Raw genomic sequence first — 19,100 nt, forward strand, 5'->3', positions numbered from 1 at the left:
TGTCACGCCAGAGGAAAATCAGGCGTGAGATTCTTTAACTTCGCGGATGCGGTCCTGATACTCGCGCAGTTTCTGCGGCGTCATCATGCGACGTTGATCGTCGAGCACCACACCGCCCACTTCATCGGCAATGTGCTGTGCGGACTGCAGCATCAGCTTAAAGTTTTGCAGCTCGTCCCCGTAGGACGGAACCTGCATAAAAATGGTCACGCCAGGAGTGCTGAAGTCGCCCGTCATTTCTGGGTCAAACGTTCCCGGGTTAACCATATTGGCAAGGCTGAACAGCGACGGACCGCTGCCATCCGGGCTCAAATGGCGATGGAAGATATTCATATCACCAAATTTGAAACCGGCCTGCTGAATGCTGTTGAGCAGCACTTCACCGTTAAGCTCGCTACCGTGATGCGCAGCAACGTTCATAATGATGACCGCTTCTTTACGCTGCGGTTTTTCAGCAACAGGCGCTTCTTCTACTACTGGCTCAGGCTGCGGTTGATGTTCAACGACAGGCTCAGCTGGCTGGAAGGTCTGCGGCGCAGGTTGCGGGGCTTGCTGCACGGGTTGCTGAACCTGCGGCGCAGCGGGTTGATGCTGCATCGGCTGTTGCGCAGGTTGCTGCTGAACAGGCTGATGTTGCACCGGCTGCTGCGGTTGTACAGGCTGCGGCGGCTGCTGAACATGCGGCGGCGGTACCGGCGCTTGTGCAGGCTGCTGCGCGGATTGACGCGGCTGAGCAGACGCATAAGGCGGCTGGTACTGGTGTTGCGGCGACTGAGGAGGAACCCCATGTTCCTGCGCATTACCGGGAGCATGATTCACACGATGAACGCGAACTTCGCCCACGCCTTCGTCTTCCTCGACGTTGTCGTCGAACGAATCCTCGTCTTCACGTTTAGACTTCATGCGTTTCAGTGGGCGATCGCGGAATATAGAAGACCGCTCTTTACGGCTAGTCCAAAAACCATGTACCAGTAAAGCGATTATGGCGATCGCGCCAACAATGATTAATATCAGACGCAAATCCTGCATCATTATATTCTCTGTTGTTCTAACACCTTGCCACCACGGCAAACATTTACTCACTAAGAGTATTTGTCGATTACGCCAAGTGCAAGTGTACTCTTGGCTTTCACAGCATAAAGATGAACAAAATTGTGCTTTTTGCTGTTTTTTCGAACATTTCCGAACAGCTTAACGCTCAACAACCCGGTAAGATACGCAAAGTTTACCAGAGCTTATATAACAAGGAGTATGTCCTGACCATGGTTTCATCATCTGCAGTTGTACCTCGCAGCGGCCTATATTACTTTTCTCAGGGATGGAAGCTCATCACTCAACCGGGCATTCGTCGGTTTGTTATCCTGCCTTTACTGGTGAATATCCTGCTGATGGGCGGCGCGTTCTGGTGGTTATTTGCACAACTCGATAGCTGGATCCCCGCGCTGATGAGCCACGTCCCTGACTGGCTTCAGTGGCTCAGCTATTTACTGTGGCCGATTGTGACTGTCTCCGTGCTGTTGGTATTCGGCTATCTGTTCTCGACTATTGCTAACTGGATTGCCGCACCGTTTAACGGTCTGCTGGCGGAACAGCTGGAAGCACGCTTAACGGGCGCCACGCCGCCTGACACCGGCGTTCTCGGCATCATGAAAGACGTTCCGCGCATTATGAAACGCGAATGGCAAAAGCTGGCGTGGTATCTCCCGCGCGCCTTCGTGTTGCTGATCCTCTATTTTATTCCAGGCATTGGGCAGACCGTTGCCCCAGTGCTGTGGTTCCTGTTCAGCGCGTGGATGCTGGCCATTCAGTACTGCGATTATCCGTTTGATAACCATAAGGTGCCTTTTAAAGAGATGCGCGTTGCGCTGCGCACACGCAAGGTAACCAATATGCAATTTGGCGCGTTAACCAGTCTGTTCACCATGATTCCGGTGCTCAACCTGTTCATCATGCCGGTCGCGGTTTGTGGTGCCACGGCGATGTGGGTAGACTGCTATCGTGCTAAGCACGCGTTATGGAAGTAATGCAAAAATGTGTAAAAGCGGGCTGGCTTATGCCCGCTCTTATTCCATACTGCTACGCATTATTTCTCATCAGCATATAGATATGCGAATTCCTTACTTCCCCATACTTTCTCAACAGGTATGCTGAAGCGGTATCCCAATTTCATACAGTTAAGGACAGGCCATGAGTAAGATTTTTGAAGATAACTCGCTGACTATCGGTCATACGCCGCTGGTTCGACTGAACCGTATCGGTAACGGACGCATTCTGGCGAAGGTGGAATCACGCAACCCGAGCTTCAGCGTCAAATGCCGTATCGGTGCCAATATGATTTGGGATGCCGAAAAACGTGGTGTGCTGAAACCGGGCGTTGAGCTGGTAGAACCGACCAGCGGTAACACCGGTATTGCACTGGCTTACGTCGCCGCCGCTCGCGGTTACAAACTGACGCTGACCATGCCGGAAACCATGAGCATTGAGCGCCGCAAGCTCTTAAAAGCGCTGGGCGCGAACCTGGTACTGACCGAAGGCGCAAAAGGCATGAAGGGCGCAATCCAGAAAGCGGAAGAAATCGTCGCCAGCGATCCGGAAAAATTCTTGTTGCTGCAGCAGTTCAGCAACCCGGCGAACCCGGAAATCCATGAAAAAACCACCGGCCCGGAAATCTGGGAAGATACCGATGGCCAGGTTGATGTCTTTATTTCCGGCGTAGGTACCGGCGGTACGTTGACTGGCGTGACCCGTTACATTAAAGGCACCAAAGGTAAAACCGACCTGATCACCGTTGCGGTTGAACCTACCGACTCCCCTGTTATCGCCCAGGCCCTGGCGGGTGAAGAACTTAAACCAGGCCCGCATAAAATTCAGGGCATCGGCGCAGGCTTCATTCCTGGCAACCTTGATCTGAAGCTTATCGATAAAGTCGTTGCCATCACCAATGATGAAGCGATTTCTACTGCACGTCGCCTGATGGAAGAAGAAGGTATTCTGGCGGGGATCTCTTCCGGCGCAGCGGTTGCTGCCGCGCTTAAGCTCCAGGAAGATGAAACCTTTACCAATAAGAATATTGTGGTTATCCTACCGTCATCGGGTGAGCGTTATCTGAGCACTGCACTGTTTGCCGATCTCTTCACAGAGAAAGAACTGCAACAGTAATGCCAGCATGTTAAAAACGCGTAAAAAAGCACCCTTTTGGGTGCTTTTTTGTGGCCTGCTTCAAAGTTTCACCCCTCCTGGCATTGATTCAACCCGCCGGAACTGGTATTTAACCAAACTAATTATTTTGATGCGCGAAATTAATCGTTACAGGAAAAGCGCTAGCTGAATCGATTTTATGATTTGGTTCAACTCTTCCTTTCGCGGCATAATGTTTAATGACGAACGAAACGTCAGCGGCAAGAAGTTGCCAGCAACGGATTGCACCGAACTCCTTTTGTGTCGCGTCCAGTTTACGCCGATGCTAACAATACAGGCTAAAGTTGAGCCGCCAGGCTAGACTTTAGTTCCACAACACTAAACCTATAAGTTGGGGAAATATAATGTTCCAGCAAGAAGTTACCATTACCGCTCCGAACGGTCTGCATACTCGCCCTGCTGCTCAGTTTGTTAAAGAAGCAAAAGGCTTTTCTTCTGAAATTACTGTGACTTCCAACGGCAAAAGCGCTAGCGCCAAAAGCCTGTTTAAACTGCAGACTCTGGGCCTGACTCAGGGTACCGTTGTCACCCTGTCCGCAGAAGGTGAAGACGAGCAGAAAGCAGTTGAGCATCTGGTTAAACTGATGGCTGAACTCGAGTAAGTTCAACGAGTTCTTTTAAATATCAGTCACAAGTAAGGTAGGGTTATGATTTCAGGCATTTTAGCATCCCCGGGTATCGCTTTCGGTAAAGCATTGCTGCTGAAAGAAGACGAGATCGTCATTGACCGGAAAAAAATTTCTGCCGACAAGGTTGATCAGGAAGTTGAACGTTTTCTGAGCGGTCGTGCCAAGGCATCTGCGCAACTGGAAGCGATCAAAACTAAAGCTGGTGAAACGTTCGGTGAAGAAAAAGAAGCCATCTTTGAAGGGCATATTATGCTGCTCGAAGATGAGGAGCTGGAGCAGGAAATCATAGCCCTGATTAAAGATAAGCACATGACGGCTGATGCAGCTGCGCATGAAGTTATCGAAGGTCAGGCCACAGCCCTGGAAGAGCTGGATGATGAATACCTGAAAGAACGTGCGGCTGACGTACGTGATATCGGTAAACGCCTGCTGCGTAATATCCTGGGTCTGGCAATTATCGACCTGAGCGCGATTCAGGACGAAGTTATCCTGGTAGCCGCTGACCTGACCCCGTCAGAAACCGCACAGCTGAACCTGAACAAGGTGCTGGGTTTCATTACTGACGCGGGCGGACGTACTTCCCATACCTCTATCATGGCGCGTTCTCTGGAACTGCCTGCCATCGTAGGTACGGGTAGCGTCACCTCTCAGGTGAAAAACGACGACTATCTGATTCTGGATGCCGTAAACAACCAGGTTTACGTCAATCCGACCAACGACGTTATTGAGCAACTGCGTGCCGTTCAGGAGCAGGTTGCTACCGAGAAAGCGGAACTCGCTAAGCTGAAAGATCTGCCGGCTATCACGCTGGACGGACATCAGGTTGAAGTTTGCGCCAACATCGGTACCGTTCGTGACGTTGAAGGCGCTGAGCGTAACGGCGCTGAAGGTGTGGGTCTGTACCGTACCGAATTCCTGTTCATGGACCGTGAATCGCTGCCAACTGAAGAAGAACAGTTTGCTGCGTATAAAGCCGTTGCTGAAGCCTGTGGCTCTCAGGCGGTCATCGTCCGTACCATGGACATCGGCGGCGATAAAGAGCTGCCGTACATGAACTTCCCGAAAGAAGAGAACCCGTTCCTGGGCTGGCGTGCTGTGCGTATCGCCATGGATCGTAAAGAGATCCTGCGTGACCAGGTTCGCGCTATTCTGCGCGCCTCTGCTTTCGGCAAACTGCGCATCATGTTCCCAATGATCATCTCTGTTGAAGAAGTGCGTGCACTGCGCAAAGAGATCGAAATCTACAAACAGGAACTGCGCGACGAAGGTAAAGCATTTGACGAAAGCATTGAGATTGGCGTGATGGTGGAAACACCGGCAGCGGCAACAATTGCGCGTCATTTAGCCAAAGAAGTTGATTTCTTTAGTATCGGCACCAATGATTTAACGCAGTACACCCTGGCAGTTGACCGTGGTAATGATATGATTTCACACCTTTACCAACCGATGTCACCATCTGTACTGACGCTGATCAAGCAAGTTATTGATGCTTCTCATGCGGAAGGCAAATGGACTGGCATGTGTGGTGAGCTTGCAGGCGACGAACGTGCTACACTTCTGTTGCTGGGGATGGGTCTGGACGAATTCTCTATGAGCGCCATTTCTATCCCGCGCATTAAGAAGATTATCCGTAACACGAACTTCGAAGATGCGAAGGTGTTAGCAGAGCAGGCTCTTGCTCAACCGACAACGGACGAGTTAATGACGCTGGTTAACAAGTTCATTGAAGAAAAAACAATCTGCTAATCCACGAGATGCGGCCCAATTTACTGCTTAGGAGAAGATCATGGGTTTGTTCGATAAACTGAAATCTCTGGTTTCTGATGATAAGAAAGACACCGGAACTATTGAGATTGTTGCTCCGCTCTCTGGCGAGATCGTCAACATCGAAGACGTGCCGGATGTAGTTTTTGCTGAAAAAATCGTTGGTGATGGCATCGCTATCAAACCAACCGGTAACAAAATGGTCGCCCCTGTTGATGGCACCATCGGCAAAATCTTTGAAACCAACCACGCTTTCTCTATCGAATCCGACAGCGGCATTGAGCTGTTTGTTCACTTCGGTATTGATACCGTTGAACTGAAAGGCGAAGGCTTTAAACGCATCGCTGAAGAAGGTCAACGCGTGAAAGTGGGCGACCCGGTTATTGAATTCGATCTGCCGCTGCTGGAAGAAAAAGCCAAGTCTACCCTGACTCCGGTTGTTATCTCCAACATGGACGAAATCAAAGAGCTGATCAAACTGTCCGGTAGCGTGACGGTGGGTGAAACTCCGGTTATCCGCATCAAGAAGTAATTCTTGTTGCAGAGAAGAATGGCGCCTGATGGCGCCATTCTTTTATATATACTTCATCCTTCAGATTGCCTCTGTGTTGGCTGCAGTCGCTCACCCCAGTCACGTACTCATGTACGCTCCCGGGGATTCTCTCCTTTGCCGCCTTGATGCAACCTGAATGATTTTGTATATACCCCGACAACGATTTTTTGTAGGTCGGAAAGCGTTAAATTTGTGAGATGACCGGTCGGTAACACGCTTCGCGCATCAGGATTTTCATTCCTTCCGGCCCGCTTTCCAACATCCGTCGTTCCGAATCCGCCACTAACAGTTCACAATCGTAGCCACCCGTAATACCAAACATCGCCCGCGCCACGCAGATATCTTCCAGCGCTGCAGCCCCGCTGGTGTCAAAATGTCCAACCATACGCCCATTCTGGCGAACCACCAGCCGGTAACTTTTCATCGCGCCTCCCCTGCCGGTGGCAGAATTAATTCATCACAACCGCACAGGTTGGTCCACGTCATCACGTCCAGCACCCGCTGTGCGGCGTCGTGCGTCGCGGTCGTCAGCGCTTTACCCAACACAATACCGCTCACCAGCTCAGCACAGAACAAATCGCCAGTCCCCTTCAGATCCGTTTTCACCCGCGGGTGGGCCAGCACCTCAACCGTTTCAGCCGTCACCACCGCAACGTTAATAATCTCTTCGCTATCCCCCGGCGCGCTGGTAATCACCACCCATTTCAGCGTGTCGGTGAGCAGCGATTGTGCCGCCGCGATAGCTTCATCAAGCGTACGACACGGTTTTCCGCTCAGCATTTGTAGCTCAAACACGTTCGGCGTCAGCCCCTGAGCCAGCGGCAACAGGTGCTTGCGATAAGCTTGCGGAATTTCAGCTTTCACATACATGCCGCTGTCCGTATCGCCAATAACCGGATCGACCAAAATGCACAGTGCCGGATGCGTAGCCCGCACCGTTTCCAGCCACTGCGCCAGCAAGGCGATTTGCTCCGCGCTCCCCATATAGCCCGTGGTCACCGCCTTTAGCTCGCGTAAAGCATCACGCTCATTTAAGGCGCGGAGATAACCGCTAAACCAGTCGGGCGGAATAACGCCGCCGTAAAAGGTTTCATAATGCGGGGTATTACTGAACAGCACCGTAGGGACTGCCGTCACGCGTAATCCCTGCGCCTTAATGGCCGGAACAGCGATGCTGTTGCCTACGCTGCCATACACCACCTGTGACTGGACGGCGACGATATCGGTCTGTAACGCCCGATGCTTGTCGTCGAAGAGCACCGACTGAATATCACTCCCCTGCTCCATAAATTTCTCCTCTCGCTGGACAGCGGGCTTACGCCTCACTATTATCGTCATATGCTAAAATTCATTTTGTCATAGGTCAATAATGATCGACGGAAAAACCGCTAGCGAAATTTTTGACAGTATTCGTCAACATGTCGCTACAGGCACGCTGGCAGCGGGCGAAACGTTACCGCCAGTACGTGAACTGGCAACGGCATTAAACGTCAACCGCAATACTGTCGCAGCGGCTTATAAACGCCTGGTCACCTCCGGGTTGGCACAAAGTCTGGGACGCAATGGCACGGTGATCAAAGAAATTTCTGCCCCCGTTGCGCTGGAAGGCGGTGATCCGGATACCCCGCTTATCGATCTTTCCGGCGGTAATCCTGCGCCCTCGCGTCTTCCCGATCTGAGTAGTTATTTCGCGAAGATAAATAAGAATCCGCGGTTGTATGGTGATGCTGCCGTGTCGCCAGGACTTAAAGCATGGGCCGCGCAGTGGATGCAGGATGTAATGCCTTGCAAGGGTGAAATTGATATCACCAGTGGCGCCATTGATGCCATTGAGCGGCTGCTGTGCGCCCATTTACTGCCTGGCGACAGCGTTGCCGTAGAAGATCCGTGCTTTTTGAGTAGCATAAACATGCTGCGCTATGCCGGTTTCTCCGCCAGTCCGGTCAGCGTTGACCGCGAAGGCATGCAGCCAGACATGCTGGAAACCGCGCTTCAGAAAGGCGCGCGGGCGGTGATTCTGACGCCGCGCGCGCACAACCCCACAGGATGCAGTCTGAGCGCATCCCGCGCGGTGCAATTGCAGGAAATCCTGGCTCGCTATCCGCAAACGCTGGTGATTGTCGACGACCACTTTGCGCTGCTGTCCGCTTGCCGCTGGTATCCGGTGATAGCTAAGGAAACCACACACTGGGCGGTTGTCCGCTCGATGTCAAAAACGTTAGGCCCGGATTTACGCCTGGCCATTGTGACCAGCGATCCGCTCACTTCCGGAAAACTGCGTTTACGGCTCAACTCCGGCAGTCAGTGGGTCAGCCATCTGCTCCAGGATTTAGCCTGCGCCTGCCTGAGTGACGAGACGTATCAATATACGCTGGCGCAAACTCAGCAGTTTTACGCTGCCCAGCAACAAAAACTGGCAGCGGCTCTGCGCCAACATGGCATTGATCTGCCCGCCGGTGACGGGCTGAATCTATGGCTACCGCTGGAAAATAACAGCCAGGCGACCGCTTTTGCGTTGGCAAAATCTGGCTGGCTGGTACGTGAAGGCGAAGTGTTTGGCGTCAATACGCCTGCGCACGGCCTGCGCATTACGCTGTCAACCTTAACTGACAGCGACATTAACAAGCTGGCGGCTGATATTCATCAGGCGCTAAAGCGCTAACAGGAGAGAAAAAGTGCGAGTTCATTTTGTTATTCATGAGTCTTTCGAATCTGCTGGCGCGTACCTGCCGTGGGCCGAATCACGCGGCTATACCATCACCTGGTCACGCGTTTACGCCGGAGAAACGGTCCCCGCTAATGCCGATGGCTTCGATATGCTGGTGGTATTTGGCGGCCCGCAGTCACCCCGCACCACGCTGGCAGAGTGCCCATACTTTGACTCTCAGGCCGAGCAGCATCTGATTAACCAGGCGATTTCGGCACGAAAAATCGTGGTGGGGATCTGTTTGGGGTCGCAGTTAATCGGTGAAGCGCTGGGCGCGAAGGTGTGCCAAAGTCCGGAAAAAGAGATAGGTCACTACCCGATCGTCCTCACCGAGGCAGGCCAACAGCATCCGTTATTTAACCATTTCGGCTCACCGCTCACCGTCGGTCACTGGCACAATGACATGCCAGGGTTAACCGACCAGGCGACAATTCTTGCCGCAAGCGAGGGCTGCCCGCGACAAATCGTGCAATACGGTAATTTCATCTATGGTTTTCAGTGCCATATGGAGTTTAACGCCGAAGCGGTAGAAGGATTAATTCAGCACTCTGAGCAAGAACTTGCCGAAGCCAAAGGGAAACGCTTCATCCGCTCTGTGGAAGAGATGCGCGCCTGTGATTACCAGCAGATGAATGAGAAGCTGTGGCAATTCCTTGATAAGCTGGTAGAAAAACGTAACGATTGAACATGGCAGGCCGGATAATACGCTTTGCGTCATCATCCGGCATAGTGTCGTACCTTTGCCTGATAGCGCTACGCTTATCAGGCCGACAAATTAAATCCCTGCGCCCTGGTTGAAATGCTCCTCACCAAAAACGCCGGTCGAAAGGTAGCGATCGCCGCGATCGCAGATGATCGCTACCACCACTGCCCCCGGTGTCGCGCGTGCCACGCGTAACGCGCCCGCTACCGCGCCGCCAGAACTGACACCGCAAAAAATACCTTCACGCACGGCCAGTTCACGCATGGTGTTTTCCGCATCGTTCTGATGAATATCCAGCACCTCATCCACCAGCGAAGCGTTAAAAATACCCGGCATATATTCTACTGGCCAGCGGCGAATGCCTGGAATGCTGCTGCCCTCTTCCGGCTGCAGACCGACGATGGTGACCGGTTTTTCCTGCTCGCGCAGAAAACGCGACACGCCGGTAATCGTGCCTGTCGTTCCCATACTGGAAACGAAATGCGTGATACGGCCTGATGTCTGCTGCCAGATTTCGGGTCCGGTGGTGGTGTAGTGCGCGTACGGGTTATCAGGATTATTGAACTGATCGAGCAGTTTACCTTCTCCACGCTGCGCCATCTCAAGGGCTAAGTCGCGCGCCCCTTCCATCCCCTGCTCTTTGGTCACCAGAACCAGTTCAGCCCCATAAGCACGCATCGCCGCACGGCGTTCCTGACTCATGTTGTCTGGCATCAGCAGCTTCATGCGGTAACCCTTCAACGCGGCGATCATTGCCAGCGCAATTCCGGTATTACCGCTGGTCGCCTCAATCAGCACGTCGCCAGGCTTAATTTCTCCGCGTTTTTCCGCTTCGACGATCATCGACAACGCGGCACGGTCTTTCACCGAACCCGCGGGATTATTGCCTTCCAGCTTGACCCAAATTTCACTGCCGTTATCCGGCACCAGACGTTGTAATTTCACCAGAGGCGTATTGCCAATTGTTTGTTCTAATGTGTTCACGTTTTCAGCTCATAAAAAAGCCCGGTAAGCGTAGCGCCACCGGGCGATAACTATGCAAATTAACCTATCAGGCAGATTGCGCCAGGGCAAGTTCCTCTTCACGCGTTTCAATACGCTGGTCGCCGTTATACAGACGCGCATTTTGCAGTCCAACGAACAAACGTTCGCCGCGGCTCGGGGAATTATCGCCCTGCATGACCACCGTCAACGGTTCGTTATACCACCCCAGTGGTTGCACAACTAATTGGGTGTAGTGTCCTTTCGGGCTGGCTTCCAGCACCTGAACCGGCAATGGCGAATCCAGGCTGGTACGACGGCTGACATCCACTTCCCACGGGCGCAGGAACAGATCCACCGGTCCCTGATAGCCTGGCGTGTAGCCCAACGGCCAGCGATGTGCGCCCACGTGGAACTGTCCACCGCGAATCGTCCCCTGCAGGCGGTTAACCTCACCCATAAATTCCAGGACGAAACGAGTAGCCGGTTCGCGCCATACCTGATCCGGCGCATCGGCCTGTTCGATATGGCCCTGACTCATCACCACCACGCGGTCTGCAACTTCCGTCGCTTCTTCCTGATCGTGGGTCACAAACACGCTGGTAAACTTCAGCTCTTCATGCAACTGGCGCAGCCAGCGACGCAGCTCTTTACGCACCTGAGCATCGAGCGCGCCAAACGGCTCGTCGAGCAGCAGGATCTGTGGCTCTACCGCCAGCGCACGCGCCAACGCCACACGCTGCTTTTGCCCGCCGGAAAGCTGTGCCGGGAAACGGTCCGCCAGATGAGCCAACTGAACCATTTCCAGCAGTTTGGTCACTTTTGCTTTGATGGCCGCCGCATTCGGGCGCTCACGCCGTGGCAGGACCGTCAGGCCAAAAGCGATGTTGTCGAAAACGGTCATATGACGAAACAGCGCATAGTGCTGGAACACGAACCCCACCTTACGGTCGCGGGCGTGCAATCGGCTGACGTCGGTACCGTGAAAACGGATATGCCCGCTGGACTGATGCTCCAGTCCGGCAATAATGCGCAGCAGCGTGGTTTTGCCCGAGCCGGATGGCCCCAGCAGCGCGACCATCTGACCTGAAGGAATATCCAGCGAGATATCGTTCAGCACCTGGGTGCGACCAAAAGACTTCTTAATATTGGCAATCTCAATGCTCATGGTTTTCCTCCTGCTGCGCGCGTTTCTCCTGGTTCTCCAGACGCCATTGCAACATGCTCTTCAAAAACAGGGTAATAATCGCCATCAGCGTTAATAGCGCCGCGGCGGTAAAGGAGCCGACCGTGTTGTAGTCCTGCTCCAGTAATTCAATCTGTAGCGGCAGCGACAAGGTTTCGCCCCGAATCGAGCCGGAAACCACCGACACCGCGCCAAACTCGCCAATCGCACGCGCGTTGGTCAACACCACGCCGTACAGCAATGCCCAACGAATATTTGGCAGCGTAACGCGTCGGAACATCTGCCAGCCGGACGCGCCCAGCAACACAGCCGCTTCATCTTCATTGCTGCCCTGGCTTAACATCACCGGCACCAGTTCGCGCACCACAAACGGACAGGTCACGAATACCGTCACCAGTACCATCCCCGGCCAGGCAAACATAATTTGCAGGTTGTGCTCATCCAGCCATCCACCAAGCGGACCGTTAGAGCCGTAAAACAGCAGATAGACCAGACCGGCGACCACCGGCGAAACGGCAAATGGAATGTCCAGTAGCGTCAGCAACAGCTGACGGCCGGGGAAGTTAAAGCGAGTCACCAGCCAGGCCAGCAACACACCAAACACCAGGTTCACCGGCACCGCAATCAGCGCAATCAGTACCGTCAGCCAGATGGCATGCAGCATGTCCGGGTCAGCCAGGTTATTTAATACCGGCATCAACCCCTTGCTGAACGCCTGAACGAAGATATAAATCATCGGCACCAGCAAAATAAAGGCGGAGACCAGCATGCCCGTGCCGATCAAAAACCATTTACCCCAGTTGATGCGGGGTGCGCCATAGCGTTTCAATTGGGTAATGTCTGCCATCAGTGACCTACCACGCGTCGACCAAAGCGACTTTGCAGGGTGTTAATTGAAAACAGCAGCAGCAACGACGCCCCGAGGATCACAGAAGCAATCGCGCTGGCGGCTGGGTAGTCAAACTCCTGCAAGCGAACAAAAATCATCAGCGAGGTCACTTCCGTTTTCCATGCGATGTTCCCGGCGATAAAGATAACCGCGCCAAACTCACCGAGGCTTCGGGTAAACGACAGCGCAACGCCCGCCACCAGCGCGGGAGACAACTCCGGCAGCACCACTTTACGAAAGCTCTGCCAGCGGGTGGCGCCGAGCGTTTCCGCCGCCTCTTCATATTCCGGGCCTAACTCTTCCAGAACCGGCTGTACAGTACGCACCACGAACGGAATGCTGGTAAACGCCATCGCCACTGCGATGCCGAGCCAGGTGTAGGTCACCTTAATATCCAGCTTCGCCAGCCACTCGCCGTAGAAACCGTTGACTGAAAACAGCGATGCCAGCGTCAGGCCTGCCACAGCCGTAGGCAGCGCAAACGGCAGATCCATTAACGCATCCAGCAGCGTACGGCCCGGAAAGCGATAGCGGGTTAAGATCCACGCCATCAGCAAACCAAACACGCCGTTAAAAATCGATGCCACAAACGCTGACAGCAGCGTCACTTTATAAGCCGCTACCACCTGCGGATTGGTAATTACATCCCAGTATTGCGCCCAGCTCATTTGCGCCAATTGCATCACCAGCGCGCTGAGCGGCAGCAGCAATATCAGGCAGACAAACAGTAAGCTGGTGCCCAGGCTTAAGGTAAAGCCGGGCAGCACGCGTCGGGAAGAAACAGCAAACATTTACTTACGCCCCGCCGCCAACAGTTTGTCCAGCTCACCGCCGCTGACAAAGTGCGTTTTCATTACCTCAGGCCACGAGCCAAACTTGTCTTCCACGCGGAACAACTCGGTCTGCGGGAATTTGTCTTTCAGCTTGTCCATCACCTGCGGGTTATTCACCCGGTAGTAGTAATCCGTGATGATGGTCTGCGCCTGCGGGCTGTACAGCCAGTTCAGGTACGCCTTTGCCGCTTTTTCAGTACCGTTGGCCTGCACATTTTTATCTACCCAGGCCACCGGGAACTCCGCCAGAATGTTGACCTTCGGCACCACGACTTCGAAGCCCTGGTCTTCATACTGTTTACGGATGTTATTCACTTCCGATTCAAACGTGATCAGCACATCACCCAGACCGCGTTCAACAAAGGTGGTCGTTGCACCGCGACCACCGGTATCAAACACTTCCACGTTCTTCAGAAACTGGGTCATAAACTGTTCGGTTTTGGCTTTATCGCCCCCATCCGCTTTATCTGCCGCGCCCCACGCTGCCAGATAGGTATAACGCGCGTTCCCGGAGGTTTTCGGATTCGGGAAAATCAGCTTCACGTCCGGGCGAACAAGGTCGTTCCATTCGTGGATATTTTTTGGGTTACCCTTACGCACCAAAAACGCCATGGTGGAATAGAATGGCGAACTGTTATTCGGTAGACGGCTTTGCCAGTTGGCGGGGATCAGTTTGCCCTTGTCATGCAGGATCTGTACGTCGGTCACCTGGTTATAGGTCACCACATCGGCTTTCAGTCCCTGCAGAATCGCCAGCGCCTGTTTTGATGACCCGGCATGAGATTGTTTAATCGTCAGTTTGTCACCGCCGTTATCCTTCGCCCATTGCTGTTCGAACGGCGGGTTAAGGGCGGCAAACAGTTCGCGGGAAACATCGTATGAACTGTTCAGCAGTTCCGTTGCCTGCGCCTGACCCACCAGCAACAGCATTGCTGCCAGCGTCAGGGTTCTTTTTTTCAGTAAGTTAACGGCCATTGCGCACCCTTATAAATTAAATGACTTTCTTATGGTCATCATATTTATAACCAGTGCTAAAGGAGTAACGGTTTTATATACCGTTTGATGATTTGAAAGTTGAAAAGAGAATAAGGGGGGCACCTCCCCAGGTTCACCAGGGAGGAGACCGGCATCAATCAGACGCCAACGCTAACGCTTTCAGGCAGGGTGCTGCCGCCATCAATCACATTTTGCGTGCCAGTTAAGTAACTGGACTCATCCGACGCCAGGAATGCCGCCAGTTCACCGACCTCAAGCGGGCAGGCCAAACGGCGCATCGGAATAGCTTTCGCCATTTCGACTAATACGGATTCCGGATCCTGCGGATTAGACTGACGAGCGATGTTTTCCGCCATCGGCGTACGAACGTAGCCCGGGCAAATGGCATTCACGCGAATGCCGGACTGCGCGTATTCGACCGCCAGGGATTTGGTCAAACCGATAATTGCGGCTTTCGACAACGCATAAGCCGTTTCGCCCGGATCGGCAACCATATCTCCAGTCACAGATGACATCATCACGATGCGCCCGTCTTTGCGCGCAATCATCTCCGGCAGAACGGCTTTCGTCACGTTCCAGACGCCTTTAATGTTAATATCAATGTGGAAATCGCGATCTTCATCGCTCATATCAAGGAAGTTGCCGAGGCGACAGACGCCCGCATTGTTGACCAGAATATCGATTTTGCCTTCGATTTTCTTCGCGCGTTTTACCGCTTCCGCTACCGACGCAAAATCTCTGACGTCAGCATGAACGGCTGTGCAACGGTGTCCACGCCCAGCCAGTTCATCCGCCAGTTTTTCAATCTCATCGGAGATATCCAGCAGGATTAAGTTCGCGCCATGGCGGGCAAACGTTCTGGCAATCCCTTCGCCAATACCCTGAGATGCGCCCGTAATCAATGCTGTTTTGCCCGTGAGTTTTCCCATTTCAATATTCTCCTTTTGAATATGAAGCATTCACTTCATTCACGCAGAAGATACAGCAATAACAAATTAGTGCTGAGGAATAGCTCACTAAATCAGGTTAATCTCAGGTAAAAAAATCCCCGACGATGCGGGGACCCAACAGCAAACATGTTCTGACTACGTTATCAGAAGATTTACAGCCGTTTTTCCAGCAAATGTGCTCTCATCAACTCCGACGCCATCTGCGCGTCCCCTTTCTTAATATGAAGCAGTATTTCCCTCTGCTTTGTCGCCGTATCAAGAAAATACTGACGATCGTTCGCAGGTAACGACTCCCTTGTTTTCTCAAAATAAGTAATCAGGACATCTGAGAAAACCTGCAGCACTCGATTGCCACTCGCCTGTAGCAAGAGCAAATGAAAATCTCTATCGTGACGATCGGCCACCAGGGGGTTATCCGCATTTTCTTCAATAAGCCTTAGCTCATTTTCAAGTTTGGAGAGCATTGCCGGGAAGATTCTACGCGTTGCCAGAGGGATAATCGCACACTCAATCAGGATCCTTGCCTCTGTAAATTCCGTGATATCAAACCCGGACAAATCAAACTGCATTAATAACTGGTGATTTATATTGTGCTGTTCCAAATTTTTCAAGACGCTACCACGACGGGGAGAACGTTCAAGCATTCCCATCTGTACCAGCGTACTGAGCGCCTGACGAACTTTATATCTTGATGTATTAAAACGAACAGCAAGTTCAGTTTCAGTTTCAATGCGCCCATCAGCATTGCGGTTAGCATCATCAAGCAGATAATTTTTAATACTTTCAAACAGTTCGTTTTTGTTATCCATAAACACTCTCTGATTAAAGTGCTGTAAAAATCATGAGTATAAATAATCTAATAAGTTAGATTGATTAATATACTGTTATGGTAAGATTATAGCCCCTATTATTCAAATTATATCAGGTCATTTGTTAATAAAAAGGAATTAATTATGGTGTTATTCGTAACTCAGTTTGCGATAGTACTGATATGTATCGGTATAGGCGGGCGTTTTGGCGGGATTGGCCTCGGGGCTGCTGGCGGGTTGGGACTCGCTATCCTGACTTTTGGTTTTGGGCTCCCCCCCGACTCACCTCCTATTACTGTTATTTCTATTATCCTTGCGGTTATCACATGCATCACAATCCTCCAGGCGGCTGGTGGGCTTGATTTATTCGTTACGATGGCAGAACGGATCCTCAGAAAGTGGCCAGGCGCTATCACTTTTCTCGGCCCAGCTGTCGCTTACCTTTTTACTGCTATCTGCGGAACAGGGTATGTTGCCTTTTCCGTTTATCCAGTAATTGCTGAAATTGCAGCAGATGCCAGGGTACGGCCAGAAAGGGCCATGTCTATGTCAGTAATCGCTGCCAATTTTGGGCTCATTGCCAGCCCAGTCAGTGCGGTCGTTACAGGGACAATTGCTGTCCTTGCTGGCTTACATGTCTCTGCTTTAGATATCTTGTTGGTCACCGTTCCCGGAACGTTCCTGGGCTGTATTGTCGGCTGCCTTTTCGTCTTTAAAAGAGGTCATGAGCTTAAAAACGATCCGGAATTCCAACGCAGGGTTGCTGAAGGTGAGTTTGAATCAGTAAAAGCTGAAGAGCGAACCGCCAATATAGTGACAAAAGAAGCGAAGAGAGGATTGCTGATTTTCCTTACCGGTATCATTCTGGTGGTGCTTATGGGTTCAATTCCTGAGTTACGTCCACAGTGGAATAACGGTAGCGGAATGGAACGTATGAGTATCCCAACCACACTGCAAATAGTTATGCTGACAACAGCATGTATTATTATGATGGTGTGCCGAATTTCTCCATCAAAACTAGATTCAGGTTCAGTTTTTAAAGCAGGTCTTGTAGGTGTCGTCGCCATATTTGGTCTGTCATGGATGATGAACTCCTTCTTTGAGGCATGGCACGAATTATTTAATACTGCCTTCCACGGTTTTCAGAATCCCGTATTGTTTGGCATTATTGTTTTTGGCCTTTCTGCCGTAATTTATAGCCCAGCTGCAACTGCTGTAGCGCTACTCCCCGCTGGCGTGTTAATGGGATATCCGGCAGAAACCCTGGTCGCCCTGCTCCCGCTTACTTGTGGATCGTTCATTATTCCTGGAGGGGCACAGATCGGCTGTGTGGCGTTTGATCGAACCGGGACAACTCGAATTGGCAAGTATGTGGTTAATCACAGCTACATGCTACCAGGCCTTGTTACTGTTGTAGCATCAACCCTTTTTTGCTTCCTTTTTTCCAGAATGCTGATGTAGAGCGAGAGAGCTCGTTAATTGTGGTAATACCTTTTCTTCATGGCATCCCCCCTGAACGAGCTCAGAGAGGATGCCCATTACTCATTATTGAATATCGCCACTGCAGTTTTCCACAGAACGTACTTTACAGAACAACCTGAGCAATTAGATAAGCAAAAATTACCTGAGAGATGACCATGACAAAGCCCGGACGAATATAGCTATGGTTGACAACAAAGCGTCCAATCTTTGTGGTACCTGTTCGGTCAAATGCAACACAACCGATTTGATTTGCTCCCGGTATAATGAAGTCACCACAGGTACAGGCAAAAATAGCAATAAGAAACGGGGCTGGTATACCCAAGGTAACACCAAGTGGCATGATGGCAGCTACCGTCGCCGCAGGACTCATAATGACCAGAGAGAACAAGAATACAACCACACCAAATAGCATTGGAGCGCCATTTACAATGCCACCAAAGACCTTAATCAATTCTGGCTGATAGGCATCAAAAAACGTCGCAGTCATCCATGAAACGCCAAGGATTGCCACCACCCCCATTAAACCAGCACGGAAGACTGAGCCGCTATTCAAGCTACTGCGTGGTACTTTACTGACGATCATAATAAACAAAGCTGCTGTCAACATAATCATCTGAATAACCATTGGGGTTGACAGTCTTTTTCCATCCCAGGAAGGGAGTAACCCTGTAAAAGAACCTAAAATAAGCACCAGTACTACGCCAATCGCAAAGATCACAACGCCTTTTTTAGCGCCGGCCGAAGCAACATATTCTTTTTTCTGCTCAGTATGCATGAACTCATATTCGCCAGCGGCTACTCTCCTCTGAAATTCCGGATCGTCCTCCAGCTCTTTTCCGCGTTTATAAACCGAAAAGCTGGTAACAATGGCAGCCAAAAAGAATGAAGGGAGAGCAATTGTCAGTATTTGCCCAAGAGTAATCCCAGCATATTCATGCAGGATTGCCAGCATCCCCGCGGTTGCCGCACTCATCGGACTGGCTGCAACCGCGACACTGGCCGCAATAACCGTTGCGGACAACGCTCGCTCCGGACGGACCTTTGCTTCAGCAGCAACCTCAGCGACAACCGGATACAAAGAGAAAGCAACGTAAGTAGTGCCACAGAATAGTGTAAATATGGAAGTTAATATTGGGGCAACAAAAGTAATAGCCTGTGGTTTTTTACGCAGTAATTTTTCAGCCACACGCACAAGATAATCAAGTCCTCCAGCGGCCTGTAATACGCTGACAGCGCCAATCACGCAAATAATAATTAACATTGCAGTAATAGATGGTGTGGAGGGTTTAAGTCCAAAGCCCAGAACTAATATTGCAACGCCAAGTCCTCCACCAGCACCAAGCCCCATTCCGCCATAACGCCCGCCTATACCAATACAGGCGAGTACAATTAATAATTGTATAAAAAATAAAGCATCCAT

The 19,100-nt window shown here is 51.6% G+C and carries 19 protein-coding genes; 8 read left to right on the top strand and 11 right to left on the bottom strand.

The window, feature by feature from the left end; all coding sequences use genetic code 11:
• Positions 1–18: 18 nt before the first annotated feature.
• Positions 19–1,032 (bottom strand): cell division protein ZipA, encoded by a 1,014-nt coding sequence (zipA, locus tag OGV77_RS21950; RefSeq protein WP_043017124.1) that lies wholly within the window; start codon positions 1,030–1,032, stop codon positions 19–21.
• A 230-nt stretch (positions 1,033–1,262) separates the two neighbouring features.
• On the opposite strand from zipA, the gene cysZ reads away from it, so the two are divergent.
• From cysZ to crr, 5 genes are all read left to right on the top strand, one after another.
• Positions 1,263–2,024, top strand: a complete 762-nt coding sequence (gene cysZ / locus OGV77_RS21955; protein WP_087050902.1) for a sulfate transporter CysZ — start codon at positions 1,263–1,265, stop codon at positions 2,022–2,024.
• Between the two features lie 163 nt (positions 2,025–2,187).
• Positions 2,188–3,159, top strand: a complete 972-nt coding sequence (gene cysK, locus OGV77_RS21960) for a cysteine synthase A (protein ID WP_003038091.1) — start codon at positions 2,188–2,190, stop codon at positions 3,157–3,159.
• A gap of 383 nt (positions 3,160–3,542) precedes the next feature.
• On the top strand, positions 3,543–3,800 hold the full coding sequence (gene ptsH, locus OGV77_RS21965) for a phosphocarrier protein Hpr (RefSeq protein ID WP_043017126.1): 258 nt from the start codon (positions 3,543–3,545) through the stop codon (positions 3,798–3,800).
• Positions 3,801–3,845: 45 nt separating this feature from the next.
• Complete coding sequence (ptsI, locus tag OGV77_RS21970; RefSeq protein ID WP_008785405.1) at positions 3,846–5,573, top strand: phosphoenolpyruvate-protein phosphotransferase PtsI; 1,728 nt, start codon at positions 3,846–3,848, stop codon at positions 5,571–5,573.
• 40 nt (positions 5,574–5,613) lie between these two features.
• On the top strand, positions 5,614–6,123 hold the full coding sequence (crr, locus tag OGV77_RS21975; protein WP_000522253.1) for a PTS glucose transporter subunit IIA: 510 nt from the start codon (positions 5,614–5,616) through the stop codon (positions 6,121–6,123).
• A gap of 205 nt (positions 6,124–6,328) precedes the next feature.
• On the opposite strand, the gene OGV77_RS21980 is transcribed toward crr, so the two are convergent.
• Positions 6,329–6,568 carry a hypothetical protein gene (locus OGV77_RS21980; protein ID WP_043017128.1) on the bottom strand — a complete coding sequence of 80 codons (240 nt, stop codon included), beginning with the start codon at positions 6,566–6,568 and terminating at the stop codon, positions 6,329–6,331.
• Complete coding sequence (pdxK, locus tag OGV77_RS21985; RefSeq protein WP_047409657.1) at positions 6,565–7,431, bottom strand: pyridoxine/pyridoxal/pyridoxamine kinase; 867 nt, start codon at positions 7,429–7,431, stop codon at positions 6,565–6,567. Before pdxK ends, OGV77_RS21980 begins: the two co-directional genes overlap by 4 nt.
• An 82-nt stretch (positions 7,432–7,513) precedes the next feature.
• Here pdxK and ptsJ point away from each other — a divergent pair, with 82 nt between their 5' ends.
• Entirely contained in the window at positions 7,514–8,806 is a 1,293-nt protein-coding gene (gene ptsJ / locus OGV77_RS21990; protein WP_087050903.1) for a MocR-like B6 salvage transcription factor PtsJ, read from the top strand.
• A gap of 13 nt (positions 8,807–8,819) precedes the next feature.
• Positions 8,820–9,536, top strand: a complete 717-nt coding sequence (locus tag OGV77_RS21995) for a type 1 glutamine amidotransferase (protein WP_043017131.1) — start codon at positions 8,820–8,822, stop codon at positions 9,534–9,536.
• A 90-nt stretch (positions 9,537–9,626) separates the two neighbouring features.
• Here the strand turns inward: OGV77_RS21995 and cysM are convergent, their stop codons facing one another.
• The 7 genes from cysM to OGV77_RS22030 form a co-directional block, all read right to left on the bottom strand.
• Positions 9,627–10,538 carry a cysteine synthase CysM gene (gene cysM / locus OGV77_RS22000; protein WP_043017132.1) on the bottom strand — a complete coding sequence of 304 codons (912 nt, stop codon included), beginning with the start codon at positions 10,536–10,538 and terminating at the stop codon, positions 9,627–9,629.
• A gap of 67 nt (positions 10,539–10,605) precedes the next feature.
• A complete protein-coding gene (gene cysA, locus OGV77_RS22005; protein ID WP_047409650.1) occupies positions 10,606–11,703 on the bottom strand; it encodes a sulfate/thiosulfate ABC transporter ATP-binding protein CysA in 1,098 nt (365 codons plus the stop codon).
• On the bottom strand, positions 11,693–12,568 hold the full coding sequence (gene cysW / locus OGV77_RS22010; RefSeq protein WP_043017134.1) for a sulfate/thiosulfate ABC transporter permease CysW: 876 nt from the start codon (positions 12,566–12,568) through the stop codon (positions 11,693–11,695). Before cysW ends, cysA begins: the two co-directional genes overlap by 11 nt.
• A complete protein-coding gene (gene cysT / locus OGV77_RS22015) occupies positions 12,568–13,401 on the bottom strand; it encodes a sulfate/thiosulfate ABC transporter permease CysT (RefSeq protein WP_003038061.1) in 834 nt (277 codons plus the stop codon). Before cysT ends, cysW begins: the two co-directional genes overlap by 1 nt.
• Positions 13,402–14,418: a thiosulfate/sulfate ABC transporter substrate-binding protein CysP gene (gene cysP, locus OGV77_RS22020; protein ID WP_087050904.1), complete on the bottom strand. Its 1,017-nt coding sequence runs from the start codon at positions 14,416–14,418 to the stop codon at positions 13,402–13,404.
• 158 nt (positions 14,419–14,576) lie between these two features.
• A complete protein-coding gene (gene ucpA / locus OGV77_RS22025; protein ID WP_047409642.1) occupies positions 14,577–15,368 on the bottom strand; it encodes an SDR family oxidoreductase UcpA in 792 nt (263 codons plus the stop codon).
• Between the two features lie 173 nt (positions 15,369–15,541).
• Entirely contained in the window at positions 15,542–16,198 is a 657-nt protein-coding gene (locus tag OGV77_RS22030) for a FadR/GntR family transcriptional regulator (protein WP_043017137.1), read from the bottom strand.
• Between the two features lie 144 nt (positions 16,199–16,342).
• On the opposite strand from OGV77_RS22030, the gene OGV77_RS22035 reads away from it, so the two are divergent.
• Positions 16,343–17,659, top strand: a complete 1,317-nt coding sequence (locus OGV77_RS22035; protein WP_043017138.1) for an anaerobic C4-dicarboxylate transporter family protein — start codon at positions 16,343–16,345, stop codon at positions 17,657–17,659.
• A gap of 124 nt (positions 17,660–17,783) precedes the next feature.
• Here the strand turns inward: OGV77_RS22035 and OGV77_RS22040 are convergent, their stop codons facing one another.
• Positions 17,784–19,100 (bottom strand): anaerobic C4-dicarboxylate transporter family protein, encoded by a 1,317-nt coding sequence (locus tag OGV77_RS22040; protein ID WP_087050905.1) that lies wholly within the window; start codon positions 19,098–19,100, stop codon positions 17,784–17,786.

This window comes from Citrobacter sp. Ce129 (genome assembly GCF_030334545.1).
GTDB classification, from domain to species: Bacteria; Pseudomonadota; Gammaproteobacteria; order Enterobacterales; family Enterobacteriaceae; genus Citrobacter; species Citrobacter europaeus.

Excerpts from the sequence above, each read along its gene's own strand:
- zipA (WP_043017124.1), bottom strand. The coding sequence starts at position 1,032 with ATGATGCAGGATTTGCGTCTGATATTAATCATTGTTGGCGCGATCGCC.
- cysZ (WP_087050902.1), top strand. The coding sequence starts at position 1,263 with ATGGTTTCATCATCTGCAGTTGTACCTCGCAGCGGCCTATATTACTTT.
- cysK (WP_003038091.1), top strand. The coding sequence starts at position 2,188 with ATGAGTAAGATTTTTGAAGATAACTCGCTGACTATCGGTCATACGCCG.
- ptsH (WP_043017126.1), top strand. The coding sequence starts at position 3,543 with ATGTTCCAGCAAGAAGTTACCATTACCGCTCCGAACGGTCTGCATACT.
- ptsI (WP_008785405.1), top strand. The coding sequence starts at position 3,846 with ATGATTTCAGGCATTTTAGCATCCCCGGGTATCGCTTTCGGTAAAGCA.
- crr (WP_000522253.1), top strand. The coding sequence starts at position 5,614 with ATGGGTTTGTTCGATAAACTGAAATCTCTGGTTTCTGATGATAAGAAA.
- OGV77_RS21980 (WP_043017128.1), bottom strand. The coding sequence starts at position 6,568 with ATGAAAAGTTACCGGCTGGTGGTTCGCCAGAATGGGCGTATGGTTGGA.
- pdxK (WP_047409657.1), bottom strand. The coding sequence starts at position 7,431 with ATGGAGCAGGGGAGTGATATTCAGTCGGTGCTCTTCGACGACAAGCAT.
- ptsJ (WP_087050903.1), top strand. The coding sequence starts at position 7,514 with ATGATCGACGGAAAAACCGCTAGCGAAATTTTTGACAGTATTCGTCAA.
- cysA (WP_047409650.1), bottom strand. The coding sequence starts at position 11,703 with ATGAGCATTGAGATTGCCAATATTAAGAAGTCTTTTGGTCGCACCCAG.
- cysW (WP_043017134.1), bottom strand. The coding sequence starts at position 12,568 with ATGGCAGACATTACCCAATTGAAACGCTATGGCGCACCCCGCATCAAC.
- cysT (WP_003038061.1), bottom strand. The coding sequence starts at position 13,401 with ATGTTTGCTGTTTCTTCCCGACGCGTGCTGCCCGGCTTTACCTTAAGC.
- cysP (WP_087050904.1), bottom strand. The coding sequence starts at position 14,418 with ATGGCCGTTAACTTACTGAAAAAAAGAACCCTGACGCTGGCAGCAATG.
- ucpA (WP_047409642.1), bottom strand. The coding sequence starts at position 15,368 with ATGGGAAAACTCACGGGCAAAACAGCATTGATTACGGGCGCATCTCAG.
- OGV77_RS22030 (WP_043017137.1), bottom strand. The coding sequence starts at position 16,198 with ATGGATAACAAAAACGAACTGTTTGAAAGTATTAAAAATTATCTGCTT.
- OGV77_RS22035 (WP_043017138.1), top strand. The coding sequence starts at position 16,343 with ATGGTGTTATTCGTAACTCAGTTTGCGATAGTACTGATATGTATCGGT.
- OGV77_RS22040 (WP_087050905.1), bottom strand. The coding sequence starts at position 19,100 with ATGGATGCTTTATTTTTTATACAATTATTAATTGTACTCGCCTGTATT.